Here is a 14897-nt window from a genome sequence, read left to right as displayed (position 1 = left end):
TCACCTCGGCGTCGACACCGGTGACGCCGCCGACCGCACCCTGCTCGGGCCGCTGCAGCGATACCCAACTACTCTGGACCCACCTGGAGCTGTGTCGCGAGCTGGGCACCACGCTTCGGCTTCCGCCACGGCCCGTCCTGCGGGGCGGCCCACCCGGGTGTGGGCACCACAGCCGGTGTTTCGTGTCTGCCGAGCGGGTGGAGAGGGCCCGACACAGGTATTAAGCGACGAGGATTATCAGCATGACTCGTGTCGTACCGGGGAACGGTGCGCACCACCGCACGTCGAGCACACGGTCGGCGAGCCGCCGGACTGCACCCACAGTCGTGCTGTTGGACGGCGGCGCAAACCAGCCGGCGGATATTGTGGGCACCAAAGGCCACAGTATCGACATGATGCGCCGCCACAGATTGCCGGTGCCGCCGGCGTTTTGCATCACCACCGAGGTCGGCGCTCAATATCTGGTCCAACCTGAAGCGACGATCAACGCGATCTGGGATGACGTGCTGGCCCACATGAGCCGGCTGGAGGCCGAAACCGCGCGCACGTTTGGCCGGGGACCGCGTCCCTTACTAGTCAGCGTGCGCTCCGGTGCCGCCCGATCGATGCCGGGCATGATGGACACGGTGCTGAATCTGGGTGTAAACGACGCGGTCGAGCACGCCCTGGCCGAGTCGAGCACTCCCGCGTTCGCCCGCGACATCCGCCAGCGGTTCCTCCGTGGCTATCGTCGTGCTGTCGGTGGCGGCATACCTTCGGCTGATCCGTACGCCCAGCTGCGCGGTGCCATACAGGCCGTGTTCGCCTCCTGGAACGCTCCCAGGGCCATCGCCTACCGCACCCACCACGGCCTCGATGATCGCAGCGGCACCGCTGTGGTGGTCCAGGCGATGGTTTTCGGGAACATGGGTGCCAATTCCGGCTCCGGGGTGGTGTTTTCACGCAACCCGATCACCGGCGCCAACGAGCCGTTCGGCGACTGGTTATCGGGCGGCCAAGGTGATGACGTCGTGTCGGGCACAGTCGACGTCCAGCCGATCGTGACCCTCAGGCACGACCAACCTTCTGTGTACGCCGAACTGATGGCTGCTGCGCGCAGCCTGGAACACCTCTGTTCAGACGTGCAACAAATCGAGTTCACGGTCCAACACGGTGCCCTGTGGCTGCTGCAGACGCGCGACGCCGAACGGTCACCCCGGGCGGCGGTGCATTTTGCCCTGCAGTTGCGTCGGGAGGGACTCATCGACGACACCGAAACGCTGCAGCGAGTGAGCCAAGCCAATATCGAGACACTGCTGCGCCCGTCGCTGCAACCGCAAACACGGCTAGCGGCGCCACTTTTAGCCAAAGGGCTGCCGGCATGTCCCGGGGTGGTATCGGGCCGGGCCTATACCGATGTCGAGGAAGCGGTGCAGGCGGCCGACCGTGGCGAATCGGTCATCCTGGTCCGCACCTACACCACACCCGACGACGTTCCCGGCATGCTCGCAGCGCGCGGCATCGTCACCGAGGTTGGCGGCGCCTCCTGCCATGCGGCAGTGATCAGCCGCGAATTCGGTCGGGTAGCTGTCGTCGGCTGTGGCCACGGGACCGCTGCAGCGCTGGCCGGCAAACAGATCACCGTCGACGGCACCGAAGGCGAAGTTCTCGGCGGCGTTCTGGATCTCTCCGCGTGGTCGGAGACTGACTCACCCGAACTCGGCGAATTGGCCGACATCGCGCGCCGGATCAGCCCGTTGCGGGCGCACCCCGATGGTGACTACCCGCGGCTGGATGACGATTCCGACGCTGCGGTGCGCACGGCGATGGCAGCCGGACATGCCGACGTGGTATCGCCCACCCCGCTTGTCACCATGTTGACGGCGTTGCGGGTAGCCGGTCACGGTAAACCCAGCGAGTCCGAGTACGGCTCTGAGCCCACGCGTTCGCGACGCGATGAGTGAATTGACTGTGTTGCAGGCGGTCCGGCTGAAAGGCCGGGTTACGTTTACCGAACTAGCTGCGACCTTAGTGGAGGATGCCGCCGGCGTCGCCGAGACAGTCGAGCAGCTGATTGCCTCGGGCCTGATGGTCGGTGGTGCCGTGTTGAAGCTCACCGACCGGGGGCGCGCGCGACTGTCCGAGTTGCTGGACGAGGAGCGCACCGGCGTCGACGCCACCGCCCTGGCCGCCGTCTACGACGAATTCCGGCCGGTGAATGCCGATTTCAAGGCAGTTGCCACTGATTGGCAACTTAAAGCCGGTGAACCCAACACGCACGACGACTCCGACTACGACGCAGCAGTCCTTAACCGACTCAACGACCTACACCAGCGTGCCATGGCGATCATCGCGGCCGCCGCGGGGCACGTGCCACGGCTGGGTGTCTACGCCGTGAAGTTGCAACGCGCGCTGGACAAGATCAACTCCGGTGAAACGGTCTGGTTGACGCGACCCATGATCGACTCCTACCACACCGTGTGGTTCGAACTGCATGAGGAACTGATCCTCGTCACCGGACTGACGCGGGAAGACGAAGCCAGCGCCGGTCACGCGCAGTAATTTCAAGGGTGGCGTCCAGCCGTTGCAGGTAACCGTCGTTATCGCCGACCGCCGACTCGGCAGGACGGTGTCACCGATACCGCGCACACCGTGGGTCAGCCCCATTGATGGTGAGAACGCGGGGTATCCGCCGTGGGTATTACCGGCGCATCGCCGAAACGCAGGTCCGCTGCACCGCGGCGCAGGCTGGACACCACCGTGTTGCCGGTGACCGGCAACGGTTTCGCCTCGCCGGTGAACCGGGCCACCCCCAACGCAGGAGCGGGGCGGCTACTGAAGCAAAAGCCTGGTCGGCGGAGGGGCCCGGCTGGATGCCCGAATCGCCGGTGGGCATCGGCCAATTCTGCGCCGATCGGCTCGACACGAGTCCCTAGCTGAAGTTGCGGGTACAGCCCTATGACCACATTGCCGAAGTGGTTATGTGCATGTGACAGAACAGGTTTAGCCATAGGGACCTCGGCTGCCGGCGCAGGCCCGACGGCGGCGATCCCGCGCGTTGTCACGGCAGCCGCCGGGCCAAGGTTGACCGGCGCGGCATCCACGGCTCTCAGGACACCGGGCCGATGAACGCCAGCACTAACTCGGCGACCTTTTCGGGCTGTTCGAGCTGCAGGAAATGCCCGGCATTCTCAACGATGGTCGCCGCACTGCCCTCGGGCAGCGCCTTTTCCGCCCAGCGAACGAAAGCTGGTGCAGCGCAACCGTCGTCGCGACCGTGCAGATAGAGCGTCGGTAGCCGGGGTGGCTGAGTCCAGTACCGGTGGAGTTCGGCATAGTGTGCCGGAGGTCGGGTGTTGCGAATGGTGGCACGGTAGGGTCCGAGCGCGGCCCGCCAACCCGCCGGTGCCCCTATCGCAGCGTCGACGTGGCGCAGATCCTCCTCAGCGTCGTAAGCGGGCGACCATCGTTTCCACAGCAGCGGCGGCACCCAGGAAGCAGAACGCTCCGGCAGCCAAGGCAATTGGAAATAGGCGATATACCAGCTGCGCAGGAACTGATGCGGTAGCTGCCCGATCAGCCGGCCACGGTCGGGCACCCGGCTGAGGGGACGGAACGCCGCCGCCGGTGGCACAGACATGATCACCGCCCTGGCGAACGGGCTGTCCGGCATCGCGGCCAATCCGGTGGCGGCGATCGCGCCCCAGTCGTGGCCTATCACCACATCGCGAGCCGTACCCGCGGCCGCCGACCGCACACGCAACGCATCATCCATCAGCGCCCCGATGTGATAACTGCCGTCAGCGGGGATCGAGGACGGCGCATAGCCACGCATGAACGGTGCGACTACCCGCCAGCCGGCCTCGGCCAGCCGTGGTGCGAACTTGCGCCATCCGTATGCTGTATCGGGAAAACCGTGCAAACATAGCGCCATCGGGGCGTTGGGGGCCCCCCATGTCAACGCCTTCACATCCACCACCGGGGTCTGCACGTCAAGCCAGCGTGGTTCAGTCATCGCGTGGTCCTCCACGACGAGTATTACCCGGCTTAGGCGCCATCCCCGGGCGCCCGAGCCGGCCAACGGCATCAGCGGCGCTCACGTCCCACCTAAAGCTGATCGAATCCGGAGACCAGCCAACGTCCACCGACCTTGTCGAGGGTCACCCGCACGCTGGAGGTGGCGTGAGCCGGCGGGGAAGTGCCCGCAATGACGGTCTGGTCGACGAAGACCAGTACCACGGCGTGGTTTTCGGTCGCCGACACTGCAGCGGCTGCGGGGATCCCGGCAACCGCGGAGATGTGCTTTTCTTTCGCGTTGGGTATCAGCACATCCTGAGTCACCTGTGTGTACGTTTCGCGAAAGCCGCCGGTCAACCGGTCGCGTGCGGCTGCCACATCCCTATCGACGGTGTCGGACCGAAACGACAGCAAGGCGTTGGTGGTTTGCCTTGCGGCCGCGACAGATTCGAGACGGGCCAGGTCGGCCTCCCGGATCGATGAATCCGCCCACTTCAGCACGCCTGCCACCACCGCGAGCAACAGCGCCAGGCCGGGAAGCACAGCGGAGACCACCAGGTGCGCCCAGTTGACGCGTCGCCGGGCCGCGGTTGTCCGTTGCGTCGCGGCGTTCTCGTCATTGGTGCCGGCGTGGCCGGTGTGCGGCTGCTTCGTCATGATACGAACGCGACGTGAGAAACCTTGGCTGCGCCGCCCACCTTCTTCACCGTGATCCGCATCCGCCACGCCTGCGGCTGCTCCTGGCCGGTCTTGGCGTCCACCGGCTGCACCGTCACCGCGACAAGCACGTGGCCCTCGTCGCCAGCCTCGGATTCCAGACCGGCCTCGGCGACGGTGCCCACCAGTTTCGACCGCGATTGCCTGAGATTGTCGATGAAGGCTTGTGACCGGCGGGAGAAGTTTTCGTAAAAGGTGCCGGTCGCCAAGCCGAGGATGCGCTGCACATCGGCGTCGGCATGCTCATAGTCGACCGTGCTGAGATTTACCGCGCACTGGCGCGCCGCCTGGACGAACAGGTCACGGTTCGCCGCGGCAGTGTGTCCTTCGTAGGCGCGGCAACCGAGCCAGCCGGCCAGCCCGGCCAGCGCTGCCACAAATACCAGCCCGGCCGCCAGCGCCCACCGGTCAACCGGGATCAAGCGCCGGGCAGGGGCCGGCGGCGGACTGTGCCCGGCCGCGCCGGCTTGCTGCCCTTCAGCGCCGTCGCCGGCCGGCTCATCCACATCCCGCTGCGGCGAGGCGCCCGCCGCCGAAACGGTGTCCTGCGGGCGCGGGGTCGCGGCGTCGTCTGCCATGTTGGCTCCTCGTTGGCGCATCGGGACAATTCGACCGATGAGGGGTACCCGTACCCGTGGCGTCAAACCTAACCTGCCCCGGCATCACTTGACACCCACGACCGCGACCACAGCTGAGGGCTGCCAGCTGTTGTGGGGTGAGTGGCCGGTAGCTGTCGGTGGTGTGCTGCAGAAACAGGTGTATGAATCTGGCGGTGTGGGCTGAGCGCAACGGTGTTGCGCGGGTGACCGCGTATCGCTGGTTTCGGGCCGGGTTGTTGCCGGTTCCGGCGCAGCATGTGGGCGGGCTGATTCTCGTCGATGAGGAGCCGCTCGGCGCGGTATGTCGAAGCGGCACTGGCCGCGCAGGGCCGTGTGCTGGTGGCGGTGGGCTCGGCGGAGGTCGATGACGACCCGGTGCGCGATATGACCGAGATCCTCAACGCGCGCGCCACGGTGAGCAGGAGCCGGCCCGATCGGGTCCCTGCCCGGGCAGGATCCGCTATCGGTAACGTCAGGCGGGTAGCAACCGAGAGGACATTCGTGAGCACCCGGAGCAGCACACCGCAGACCGTCGAATTTTCTGGTGTCGGCGGGATTACTCTCGTCGCCGACGAGTGGAACCGCGGCTCAGGCTCAGCGGCTGAGCGGCCAAGCATACTGATGCTGCACGGCGGCGGCCAGAACCGATTCTCCTGGAAGAACACCGGCCAAATACTGGCCGACGAGGGTTTTCACGTCATCGCACTCGACGCCCGGGGACACGGTGACAGCGATCGCGCGCCCGGTGCCGACTACGCCATTGAAACCTTGACCGCCGACGTCATGCATGTCCTCGACGCCATTGGCCGGCCGGTGGTGCTGATCGGGGCCAGTATGGGCGGGCTCACTGGCATTCTCGCTGCCGACCGGGCCGGGCCGGACCGGGTGACAAAACTCGTGCTGGTCGACGTGGTGCCGCGGTTCGAGAAGAGCGGCAGCGCCCGTATCCGCGAATTCATGTTCAACCATCTGCATGGTTTCGATTCACTCGAGCAGGCCGCCGACGCCGTCGCCGCATACCTGCCGCACCGCAGAAGGCCGCGCAGTCCGGAAGGGCTGAAAAAGAATCTGCGCCTGCGCGATGGCCGCTGGTATTGGCACTGGGATCCGGCGTTCATGACCAAACCCGGAGACGACCCCACACTGCGCACCGAGAAGCTCGAGCAGGCGGCCATCAATCTGAAGATCCCGATCCTCCTGATCCGCGGCAAGCTTTCTGACGTGGTCAGCCCCCAAGGTGTTCGCGATTTCCTGGCCAAAGTGCCCACCGCGGAATTCGTCGAACTCTCCGATGCCGGGCATACGGCGGCCGGTGACGACAACGACGCGTTCAGCGAAGCGGTCGCTGCCTTCGTCAAGCGGTCACCGTGACACAGCAGTTGAACAATGCATTTTTCGGAAACCCATGACACAACGGGTCATTCGACCGCGCTACTCACCCGGTTTCTCATCGTGGCCGCCGAATTGTTTGCGCATTGCTGACAGTGCTTTGTCGGCGAACTCGTCGAGACGACGCGACGCGAAACGCGAGTACAGCGCCGACGTCAACACCGGCGCGGGTACGCCTTCGTCGATCGCGGCGATAGAGGTCCATCGGCCCTCCCCGGAGTCGGAGACCCGCCCGGCGAAGTCGCTCAGCTCCGGCGATTGGTGCAGGGCAATCGCCGTCAGGTCCAGCAGCCAGGAACCGATCACACTGCCGCGGCGCCACACCTCGGCGACCTCGGGGATGTCGATGGTGTATTGGTAGAACTCCGGATTGGCCAGCGGTGCGGTTTCGGCGTCACCCTTGCCCTTTTCGATGCGGGTTCCAATGTCCGCGTTGCGCAAGATGTTCAGCCCTTCGGCGAGCGAAGCCATCATCCCGTACTCGATACCGTTGTGCACCATTTTGACGAAGTGTCCCGCCCCGGATGGGCCGCAGTGCAGATAGCCCTTCTCCGATTGCGCGACCTCGCCGTGCCGGCCGGGGGTGCGCGGCGCCGCATCCACCCCCGGGGCGACGGTGGCGAAAATCGGCTCGGCGTGCGCGAACGCGTCGGCGTCGCCGCCGATCATCAGGCAGTAGCCGCGCTCCCGGCCCCACACACCGCCGCTGGTGCCGCAGTCCAGCAGACGAATCCCCTTGTCAGCGAGAATCTGTGCATGCCGGATGTCATCACGGTAGTAGGAGTTTCCGCCGTCGATGACGACATCGCCCGCTGCCAGTGTGGTGGCCAGCTGCGTGATCACCTCGGTGGTGATGTCCCCCGCGGGCACCATCACCCACACCAGTCGCGGGGGGGCGAGTTTTTCGGCGAGCTCCGCGAGCGATGACACCCCGGTGATGTTGTCCTCGCCCGCCAGCGCCTTGACCGCGTCAGGATTGTGGTCGTAGACCACGCACTGGTGCCCGTCTTTGACCACCCGCCGAACAATGTTCGCGCCCATCCGCCCCAACCCGATCATTCCTAGCTGCATTTTCTCCCCAATTCTCGGTGAACTTTCAGCTCCGTTTGCTCTTCGGCAGCCATGGCTCGCGCCAGCCGTGGTGGTCACGCTGCAGTGACTGGGCGGCCTGCGGCCCCCACGAACCGGGTTCGTAGGGGTGCACCTGACCGGGCCTGTCCAGCAGTGGCTGCACGATCCGCCAGGTCTCCTCGATACTGTCTTCACGGGCGAAAAGCTGGTGGTCGCCGATCAACCCGGCGTGCAGCAGACGCTCATAAGGGCGCACGGGTTCGCCGAGATCCTCGGCGAACGAGGAGTCCAGATGCACGTCCTGCCACGAGCGGCTGCCCCGGGCCGACAATTGCAGGCGCATTCCCGGATCGGGGTCGATGCGCAGCACAAGTTGGTTGGGCGCCACCCGAGTGGGGCTGGGCAGGAACGCCAACGCCGGGGTGCGATGCAAAAACAACCTGACCTCGGTTACCTTCACCGGCAGCGCCTTGCCCGCACGCAAGAAGATCGGCACACCCACCCAGCGCCAGTTGTCGATTTCTGTCCGCAGCGCCACAAAGGTCTCGGTTTGCGAATCGGCCGCCACCCCCGGCACCTCGGTGTAACCCCGATACTGGCCCCGCACATACCGCGCCGGATCCATCGCGGGCATCGCCCGGAAAACCTCCGCCTTTTTATCGTTGAGATCGTCTGCGCTCGGACCCACCGGCGGCTCCATCGCCACCAGGGCCAGCACCTGCAACAAGTGGTTTTGCACCACGTCACGCAGCGCGCCCACTGCGTCGTAGAACGTGCCCCGGTCATCGACACCGAAATCCTCGGCCATCGTGATGTGGATCTCCGAGATACTCTGGCGGTCCCACAACTCCACCAGCGCCTGGTTGGCAAACCGCAAATACTCCAGCTCGACAACCGGCTGCTTGCCCAGGAAATGATCCACCCGCAGGATCTGCTCCTCGCTCAGCACCGCGCGCAGTCGGCTGTTGAGCTCCCGCGCGGAAGCCAGATCGTGGCCGAAAGGTTTTTCCACTGCGACGCGTGAGCGCTCCAACAAGCCCGCCTTGCCCAGGTTCTCCACGATCGGGGCGAACAGCGCCGGCGGCATTTCCAGGTAGTACAGACAGCAGCGGTCGGAGCCGATCTGTTCAGCAAGTGAAAGGTAGAGTGCCTCGTCGGTGACATCACCGTGCAGATAGGACAGCCGCTTGGCCAGCCGGGCGAACACGCGCTCATCGAACACCTCACCGGATGCACGGATCGCCTCACGCGCCCGGTTGACCAGCGCCTCGAGGCTTATCTCATCACTGGCCACACCCAGGATCGGGCATTTCAGCAGTCGGCGGCGTTCCAGGCGGTACAACGCCCGAAATGTCATCTTGCGGGCCAGGTCTCCGGTAATCCCGAAGATCACTAGCAGATCTGCGGAACCGCCACCGCGTACGGCCAATCCACTACCTCCATGACATCGCACCGATAACTCGCTCCCCGCGGCGGCCAAGCTCAACCCTAGGCAAGGTCGGTTTGGGTAACAACCGCGGCCGGTACGGCGGTGCGCGATCGACCGGAGAGCACACCAACCCACGCGGCGTGTCACCGACCCGCGGCCCGCGTCGGCAAGAATGCCGGGTATGGGTGCTGCCCCGGCGAGCGCGGTCTATGCTCTCGCTGCTCTCGCGGTGATCGAAGCAGCGGGCCTGGTCGCGGTGTCGGGTCTGCTGGTCCGCAGCCGGCGTGAGGCCGACGCGTTGCGGCGCCGAGTCGACACCCGAAACCGGCTGCTGGCCAGTAGTCGCGAAGCTGTCAAGACGGTTTGGCACACGGCTAACCTGGTGCGCCGAGAAGGTTTAGGGGCCGCGGTGCGCAGTTCCATCGAGGAACTCGCCGACTGGGCAGAAGTCGAGCGTCCCGATCTCGCCCGCGTCACCCACGATGGACGGGTGGTTATCCTCTTCACCGATATCGAGGGGTCCACCGCGCTCAACGAAAAAATTGGCGATCGTGCGTGGGTCAAGTTGATCGCCGCCCACGATAAGCTGGTGCGCCGACTTGTCGACCAGCACGCTGGACACGTGGTGAAAAGTCAAGGTGACGGCTTCATGATCGCCTTCTCGCAGGCCGAGCAGGCGGTCCGGTGCGGCATAGCTATCCAGCGCGCCCTCCACGGCCAGGCAACCAGTAAGCGGAATAACGGCCTGCGCGTGCGGATAGGCATCCACATGGGCCGGTCGGTGCGCCGTGGTGACGATCTCTTCGGTCGCAACGTCGCGATGGCGGCACGTATCGCCGGACAGGCTGCAGGCGGCGAAATCCTGGTCAGTCAGCCCGTACGAGACGCCGTCAGCGACGGCGGCGAGCTCTGCTTCGACGAGGGTCGCGACACCGAGCTGAAGGGCTTCACCGGCCGTCACCGCCTGTACCGGGTCGACACTCGACGGTGACCGGTCGCTCGGCGACCGAATTTCCGGATCACCCCAGTGCCCAGCGATTCGCGCGGAGAACCATTACCGCATTGTCGTCGCTCAATCTGGTTTGGCACCGGTGAGAAGCACGAGCAAGTGTCAGGCGACTAGCTTTTTGCCCGGCCGCAAAGCCACATAAATCCGGAAATGCCGGAATTCCTGATTCAGCAGCGTGTTATCCACGAATCCCAATACGCAGATGACGTGGTACTGAGATACTTATCCACGGAGTTACGCGCACCCTGATGACGGATCGAGTGGATCTGGCTGCCATGAATATGGTCAGCTGCCCGGCCCAGATGTAGGCAATCTCACTGGGTAACTATTTTGGCTTACGAATTTCATAGAGATCTCCTGAAAAAACGCTTAGATGATGTGCTCTCTCTCAACTAGCGACTTAATATGGGCGGCGGACCAGTTGATTGTGATGCACCCGGCACTTCGCAGCGCGGTTCGCGGGCGCGGTACCGCCGTTTTGTCCGATGCGCTGGGGCCGTACGCCCTCCCGGTTGCGCAGACGACTGGGCCCACTGCCACCGCCACCACCCGGCTGACGGCTGCTGGTGTCGCGGCTAACACCGATCTGGCGGAGGTGATCGCTGTGGGAGGTCCAGCGCTGCGATCGAATGACTACGCCGATGTTGTGGACATGTTTGGTGAGCTGGCCGCGTTTGATGCCGGCTCGCCGGAGTTTCAGCGTCAGCGCGACAAGATCGTGGAACGCTGTTTGCCGTTGGCCGATCACATCGCGCGGCGCTTCGAAGGCCGCGGCGAGCCGCGTGAGGACCTCGTGCAGGTGGCACGGGTGGGGCTGGTGAACGCGGTCGCGCGGTTCGATGTGGGCGCGGGATCCGATTTCGTGTCTTTTGCGGTCCCGACCATCATGGGCGAGGTCCGGCGCCACTTTCGGGACAACAGCTGGTCGGTGAAGGTTCCGCGGCGGCTCAAGGAGCTGCACCTGCGACTGGGCACCGCCACTGCGGAGCTGTCGCAACGGCTCGGGCGGGCGCCCACCGCCTCAGAACTGGCCGAGGAACTCGACATGGACCGTCTTGAGGTGGTCGAGGGCCTGGTGGCGGGCAGCTCCTATAACACGTTGTCGATCGACAGCGGCAGCGGCGGCGGTGACGACGACGTCCGCGCCATCGCCGACACCCTCGGCGACGTCGATACCCGGCTGGAGCGGATCGAAAACCAGCAGGCGCTGCGTCCCTTGCTCAGCGCGTTACCCGAGCGCGAACGAACAGTGGTGGTGCTCAGGTTCTTCGAGTCGATGACCCAGACCCAGATCGCTGAGCGGATCGGGATCTCCCAGATGCACGTGTCACGCCTGCTCGCCAAATCCCTCGCACGGCTGCGAGACCAGTTGCAATAGGCGCCCGCTCGGCTACCTCTCAGTTTTTCTGTGACCCATCGTCGTTAGGCACGTTCGGGCGCCCAGTCAATGGCCCGGCTGCTCCTCACCCCGCTGCGCGGGCCGCATCGTCGCCGGGCGGCGGCTCTCGAGTTCGGCCAACCGCTGGTGCAACCGGTCCCGGATTTCTTCGGGCGTGTAGGCATTTCGTTTGCGCTGATCGCGAATAACCAGCACTCCCCCGGCGGCAACACCCACGACACCGGCCAGTCCCAGCCACTTCCACCCGTTGCGCATTGCCCCAGGCTATCTGGGTCCGGGTGTGCCTAAGCTGCGCTTGTGGAGAGTTCGGTGACCCTGGAACAGGCATTGGAGCAAACCCGGACCGGCGACATCTGGCTGTTTCGCGGCGCTTCGGGTGCAGACCGAGCCATCCAGGCATTGACGAATGCGCCGGTGAACCATGTCGGCATGACAGTCGCCATCGACGATTTGCCACCGCTGCTTTGGCATGCCGAACTCGGTGACAAGCTCATCGATGTCTGGACTGGCACCAACCATCGCGGCGTGCAGCTCAACGACGCCCGCCAAGCCGTCGAGCAGTGGATGGACCGCTACCGCCAGCAGTGCTGGCTGCGCCAGCTCACCCCCTATGCGAACCGCGACCAGGAGGACCGGTTACTGCGCGTCATCGCACGAATGGACGGTATCCCGTTTCCTGCTACCGCGCGGCTCACCGGCCGCTGGCTGCGCGGCCGCATCCCGACTGCCTACGACTGGGTACGGGGAATCCCGCTGGTTGACAGGAAGATCCGCGAGTCGACACAGCGACGCAAGGCGCAGCGGCGCGTGACCGGCCTGGAAACCGCCTACTGTGCAGAAACGGTAGCGCTCACCTACGAGGAGATGGGGCTGCTCACCACAGAGAAGTACCCGAACTGGTTCGATCCCGGTTCGTTTTGGAGCGGTGACAAACTCCCGCTCACGCCCGGGTATTGCCTGGGCGACGAGATTGCTGTGGTCATTGGCTAGCCGACCGACATCTCGGCCATCTCCGACCACCCGGTGGCGTCGATCGTCTGACTGATGATCTTGGGTGTCGACGCCAACGCCTGCGGCAGCTCCCCCATGGCCCGCTTGAAATGCTCGCTGTTCACGTGCGCGTTACCGGCGTCTGCGTCACGGAACGCTTCGACAAGGACGTATTCGGCGGGGTTCTCCAGGCTGCGCGACCATTCGAACCACAGGTTGCCGTCCTCAGCGCGGGTGGCCGCGGTGAACGGGCCCACCAGATCCGGCCACCGGTCGGTCCAGTCAGGTTTGGTCTCGAACTTGACGACGATGAAGATCACTGCCACCCCCTCGGGTCGCACGCCCGCCACACCCGTTGACCGATGCCGGCGGGCACTCGTGCCGCGGCCGCGATGGCAGACCAACCGCGGTGCGATGATAGCTCGTCAACACCCGCCCATGCTCGCCGGGTTCAGCGAGGTCTCTGGGCCGGCTGTTCGGTGCGTCGCCGCTGATACAGAACGTCCGAGGGGCCGGTCCGGGCAGAACACCCCATTAGACGTCGGCACTACCGAGGTCACCACCCGGTTCTGAATCGGCAACCGGCGGCTGTGTATCCTGCGTCGGGTTAGCGCTATCCGCGGACGTCGAATCGTCGGCCGCTTCGGCGGCTATCGGCAGATACATATGGTGGGTGAATTGGGCCTGGTAAGCTCCGTCGCCACCGATTTTCACCCCGCCCGGCTCGCCGCTGGACACGGAAGTCCCATCCGGAAGGGTCACCGCCGTGTGGTAGCTATTCCAGCCGATGACCAGGGCTCCAGGTGCACTGCCATACCGAAAACCCCTTTCCAACAGAGCAGATTCCTCATTCCTTGTGTCAAACCTGTCACCGAAAACGGGCCGGCCAGTCGCCATATTCGATATCCACGATGCTAGGCCCGAGCAGTCCGTCCCGGCCGGAGAATCCCCACCGGCGACATATGGCGTACCCGAGACCTGGTTGATAAGTGTGATCAATGACGCAAGCAAAAACATGGCTCGCGACATTAACAAAATAGGCGAGCGCATCCAAAAATCTGTGGTGTCCATCACCTTCTGGCCAAATAATGGCACACGTTACACAAATACGAAATAGCCATATGAGGGAAGATTTTTATACGTGGAACCGGAATTCGACGACGTCACCGTCGGCCATCACGTAGTCTTTACCTTCGATCCGCACTTTGCCCGCCGCCCGAGCGGCCGCCATCGACCCTGCGGTGACCAAGTCGTCATAGGAGACCACCTCAGCCTTGATGAAGCCCCTTTCGAAGTCGCTGTGGATCACTCCCGCCGCCTTTGGTGCGGTAGCGCCTTGGTGAATGGTCCACGCCCGTGCCTCTTTCGGCCCCGCGGTCAAGAACGTCTGCAGCTTGAGCGTGTGAAAACCCGCGCGGGCCAGCGCATCGAGTCCCCGCTCGGCCTGCCCGATCGACTCGAGTAGCTCTGCGGCCGACTGGTCGTCGAGCTCGGTCAACTCGGACTCGATCCTGGCGTCGAGGAAAACGGCGTCCGCGGGTGCGACCAGCTCACGCAGCTCGGCGACCCGGGCGGCATCAGTCAGCACGGACTCGTCGGCGTTGAAGACATAGAGGAACGGTTTGGTGGTGAGCAGATTCAACTCGCGCAGCGCGGAACCATCCACCCCGGCGGCACACAATGTGGTCCCGCTGTCGAGCACCTGCCGGGCGGCCACGGCGCTGTCGTACACCGGCTTCCGCTCCTTGTGAGTGCGGGCCTCTTTCTCCAGCCGCGGCAACGCGCGCTCGAGCGTCTGCAGGTCGGCCAAAATCAGTTCGGTCTCGACGACCTCGATGTCGGATTCGGGGTCCACCCGCCCGGACACGTGTGCGACGTCGTCGTCGGAAAACACTCGTACCACCTGGCAGATCGCGTCGCATTCGCGGATGTGGGCCAGGAATTTATTCCCCAGCCCAGCCCCCTCGGAGGCTCCCTTGACCAGGCCGGCGATGTCGACGAAGGTCACCTGCGCCGGAACGATCCGATCCGAGTGGAACATCTCGGCCAGCTTCGCCAACCGCGGATCGGGCAGCGGCACCACGCCCTCGTTGGGTTCGATCGTCGCGAACGGGTAGTTGGCGGCCACCACGTTATTGCGCGTCAGCGCGTTAAACAGCGTCGACTTGCCGACATTCGGCAGACCGACGATACCGAGGCTCACGCTCACCGGAACCCAAGTCTAGGCGGCGACGAGAACGCGGCCGTCACACCGGCCCTGCGGTCTTCGCAGCGGGAGACATGGCACGCCAGCACGAC

General features: G+C 64.8%; 16 protein-coding genes and 1 pseudogene. 8 read left to right on the top strand and 9 right to left on the bottom strand.

Translation table 11 applies throughout. The features are described from left to right. Nucleotides 1-242 precede the first annotated feature (242 nt). Complete coding sequence (locus G6N08_RS11465; protein ID WP_163757385.1) at nucleotides 243-1943, top strand: pyruvate, phosphate dikinase; 1701 nt, start codon at nucleotides 243-245, stop codon at nucleotides 1941-1943. Continuing rightward, nucleotides 1936-2541, top strand: coding sequence for a MarR family transcriptional regulator (locus tag G6N08_RS11460; RefSeq protein WP_163757383.1), 606 nt, complete (start codon nucleotides 1936-1938; stop codon nucleotides 2539-2541). The genes G6N08_RS11465 and G6N08_RS11460 overlap by 8 nt, the downstream gene beginning before the upstream one ends. A gap of 547 nt (nucleotides 2542-3088) precedes the next feature. Here G6N08_RS11460 and G6N08_RS11455 read toward each other — a convergent pair. The 3 genes from G6N08_RS11455 to G6N08_RS11445 all read right to left on the bottom strand — a co-directional run bounded on the left by G6N08_RS11455 (nucleotide 3089) and on the right by G6N08_RS11445 (nucleotide 5291). Then, nucleotides 3089-3994 (bottom strand): alpha/beta fold hydrolase, encoded by a 906-nt coding sequence (locus G6N08_RS11455; RefSeq protein ID WP_163757381.1) that lies wholly within the window; start codon nucleotides 3992-3994, stop codon nucleotides 3089-3091. Nucleotides 3995-4086: 92 nt separating this feature from the next. Beyond that, on the bottom strand, nucleotides 4087-4653 hold the full coding sequence (locus tag G6N08_RS11450) for an Rv1363c family protein (protein ID WP_163757379.1): 567 nt from the start codon (nucleotides 4651-4653) through the stop codon (nucleotides 4087-4089). Continuing rightward, on the bottom strand, nucleotides 4650-5291 hold the full coding sequence (locus G6N08_RS11445; protein WP_163757377.1) for an Rv1363c family protein: 642 nt from the start codon (nucleotides 5289-5291) through the stop codon (nucleotides 4650-4652). Before G6N08_RS11445 ends, G6N08_RS11450 begins: the two co-directional genes overlap by 4 nt. A 37-nt stretch (nucleotides 5292-5328) precedes the next feature. Between G6N08_RS11445 and G6N08_RS11440 the strand changes: the two genes are divergently transcribed. From G6N08_RS11440 to G6N08_RS11430, 3 genes and pseudogenes are all read left to right on the top strand, one after another. Further along, nucleotides 5329-5496 carry a hypothetical protein gene (locus tag G6N08_RS11440; protein ID WP_163757375.1) on the top strand — a complete coding sequence of 56 codons (168 nt, stop codon included), beginning with the start codon at nucleotides 5329-5331 and terminating at the stop codon, nucleotides 5494-5496. Beyond that, nucleotides 5474-5717: pseudogene (locus G6N08_RS20245) on the top strand (IS607 family transposase); the annotation flags it as partial. The gene G6N08_RS11440 and the pseudogene G6N08_RS20245, both read left to right, overlap by 23 nt. A 96-nt stretch (nucleotides 5718-5813) precedes the next feature. Continuing rightward, on the top strand, nucleotides 5814-6683 hold the full coding sequence (locus G6N08_RS11430) for an alpha/beta fold hydrolase (RefSeq protein ID WP_163760494.1): 870 nt from the start codon (nucleotides 5814-5816) through the stop codon (nucleotides 6681-6683). Nucleotides 6684-6743: 60 nt separating this feature from the next. Here G6N08_RS11430 and gnd read toward each other — a convergent pair whose 3' ends face one another. Beyond that, a complete protein-coding gene (gene gnd, locus G6N08_RS11425; RefSeq protein WP_163757373.1) occupies nucleotides 6744-7772 on the bottom strand; it encodes a phosphogluconate dehydrogenase (NAD(+)-dependent, decarboxylating) in 1029 nt (342 codons plus the stop codon). A 25-nt stretch (nucleotides 7773-7797) separates the two neighbouring features. Further along, a complete protein-coding gene (locus tag G6N08_RS11420; protein ID WP_163757371.1) occupies nucleotides 7798-9201 on the bottom strand; it encodes a glucose-6-phosphate dehydrogenase in 1404 nt (467 codons plus the stop codon). A gap of 172 nt (nucleotides 9202-9373) precedes the next feature. Between G6N08_RS11420 and G6N08_RS11415 the strand changes: the two genes are divergently transcribed. Continuing rightward, nucleotides 9374-10192, top strand: a complete 819-nt coding sequence (locus G6N08_RS11415; RefSeq protein WP_163757369.1) for an adenylate/guanylate cyclase domain-containing protein — start codon at nucleotides 9374-9376, stop codon at nucleotides 10190-10192. Nucleotides 10193-10805: 613 nt separating this feature from the next. Continuing rightward, nucleotides 10806-11588 carry an RNA polymerase sigma factor SigF gene (locus tag G6N08_RS11410; RefSeq protein WP_281352787.1) on the top strand — a complete coding sequence of 261 codons (783 nt, stop codon included), beginning with the start codon at nucleotides 10806-10808 and terminating at the stop codon, nucleotides 11586-11588. Nucleotides 11589-11654: 66 nt separating this feature from the next. Here G6N08_RS11410 and G6N08_RS11405 read toward each other — a convergent pair whose 3' ends face one another. After that, entirely contained in the window at nucleotides 11655-11864 is a 210-nt protein-coding gene (locus G6N08_RS11405; protein WP_163757365.1) for a hypothetical protein, read from the bottom strand. A gap of 54 nt (nucleotides 11865-11918) precedes the next feature. Here G6N08_RS11405 and G6N08_RS11400 point away from each other — a divergent pair, with 54 nt between their 5' ends. Then, nucleotides 11919-12599, top strand: a complete 681-nt coding sequence (locus G6N08_RS11400) for a guanylate cyclase (RefSeq protein WP_163760492.1) — start codon at nucleotides 11919-11921, stop codon at nucleotides 12597-12599. Here G6N08_RS11400 and G6N08_RS11395 read toward each other — a convergent pair. From G6N08_RS11395 to ychF, 3 genes are all read right to left on the bottom strand, one after another. Continuing rightward, nucleotides 12596-12919 (bottom strand): putative quinol monooxygenase, encoded by a 324-nt coding sequence (locus G6N08_RS11395; RefSeq protein ID WP_163760490.1) that lies wholly within the window; start codon nucleotides 12917-12919, stop codon nucleotides 12596-12598. The genes G6N08_RS11400 and G6N08_RS11395 overlap by 4 nt on opposite strands. Before the next feature lie 214 nt (nucleotides 12920-13133). Beyond that, a complete protein-coding gene (locus G6N08_RS11390) occupies nucleotides 13134-13616 on the bottom strand; it encodes a peptidoglycan endopeptidase (protein WP_371869056.1) in 483 nt (160 codons plus the stop codon). 118 nt (nucleotides 13617-13734) lie between these two features. After that, nucleotides 13735-14808: a redox-regulated ATPase YchF gene (ychF, locus tag G6N08_RS11385; RefSeq protein ID WP_163757364.1), complete on the bottom strand. Its 1074-nt coding sequence runs from the start codon at nucleotides 14806-14808 to the stop codon at nucleotides 13735-13737. Nucleotides 14809-14897: the final 89 nt, after the last annotated feature.

The sequence above is a fragment of the Mycobacterium botniense genome, assembly GCF_010723305.1.
Lineage (GTDB): Bacteria > Actinomycetota > Actinomycetes > Mycobacteriales > Mycobacteriaceae > Mycobacterium > Mycobacterium botniense.
Note: the sequence above shows the minus strand (reverse complement) of the source record. Positions and strands in the feature narration are given on the sequence as shown.

Bases quoted from the DNA above. Each gene is read 5' to 3' on its own strand.
- G6N08_RS11450 (WP_163757379.1), bottom strand. From the start codon at position 4,653: ATGACGAAGCAGCCGCACACCGGCCACGCCGGCACCAATGACGAGAAC.
- G6N08_RS11440 (WP_163757375.1), top strand. From the start codon at position 5,329: ATGAGGGGTACCCGTACCCGTGGCGTCAAACCTAACCTGCCCCGGCAT.
- G6N08_RS11415 (WP_163757369.1), top strand. From the start codon at position 9,374: ATGCCGGGTATGGGTGCTGCCCCGGCGAGCGCGGTCTATGCTCTCGCT.
- G6N08_RS11405 (WP_163757365.1), bottom strand. From the start codon at position 11,864: ATGCGCAACGGGTGGAAGTGGCTGGGACTGGCCGGTGTCGTGGGTGTT.
- G6N08_RS11465 (WP_163757385.1), top strand. From the start codon at position 243: ATGACTCGTGTCGTACCGGGGAACGGTGCGCACCACCGCACGTCGAGC.
- G6N08_RS11455 (WP_163757381.1), bottom strand. From the start codon at position 3,994: ATGACTGAACCACGCTGGCTTGACGTGCAGACCCCGGTGGTGGATGTG.
- G6N08_RS11460 (WP_163757383.1), top strand. From the start codon at position 1,936: ATGAGTGAATTGACTGTGTTGCAGGCGGTCCGGCTGAAAGGCCGGGTT.
- G6N08_RS11390 (WP_371869056.1), bottom strand. From the start codon at position 13,616: ATGTTTTTGCTTGCGTCATTGATCACACTTATCAACCAGGTCTCGGGT.
- gnd (WP_163757373.1), bottom strand. From the start codon at position 7,772: ATGCAGCTAGGAATGATCGGGTTGGGGCGGATGGGCGCGAACATTGTT.
- G6N08_RS11445 (WP_163757377.1), bottom strand. From the start codon at position 5,291: ATGGCAGACGACGCCGCGACCCCGCGCCCGCAGGACACCGTTTCGGCG.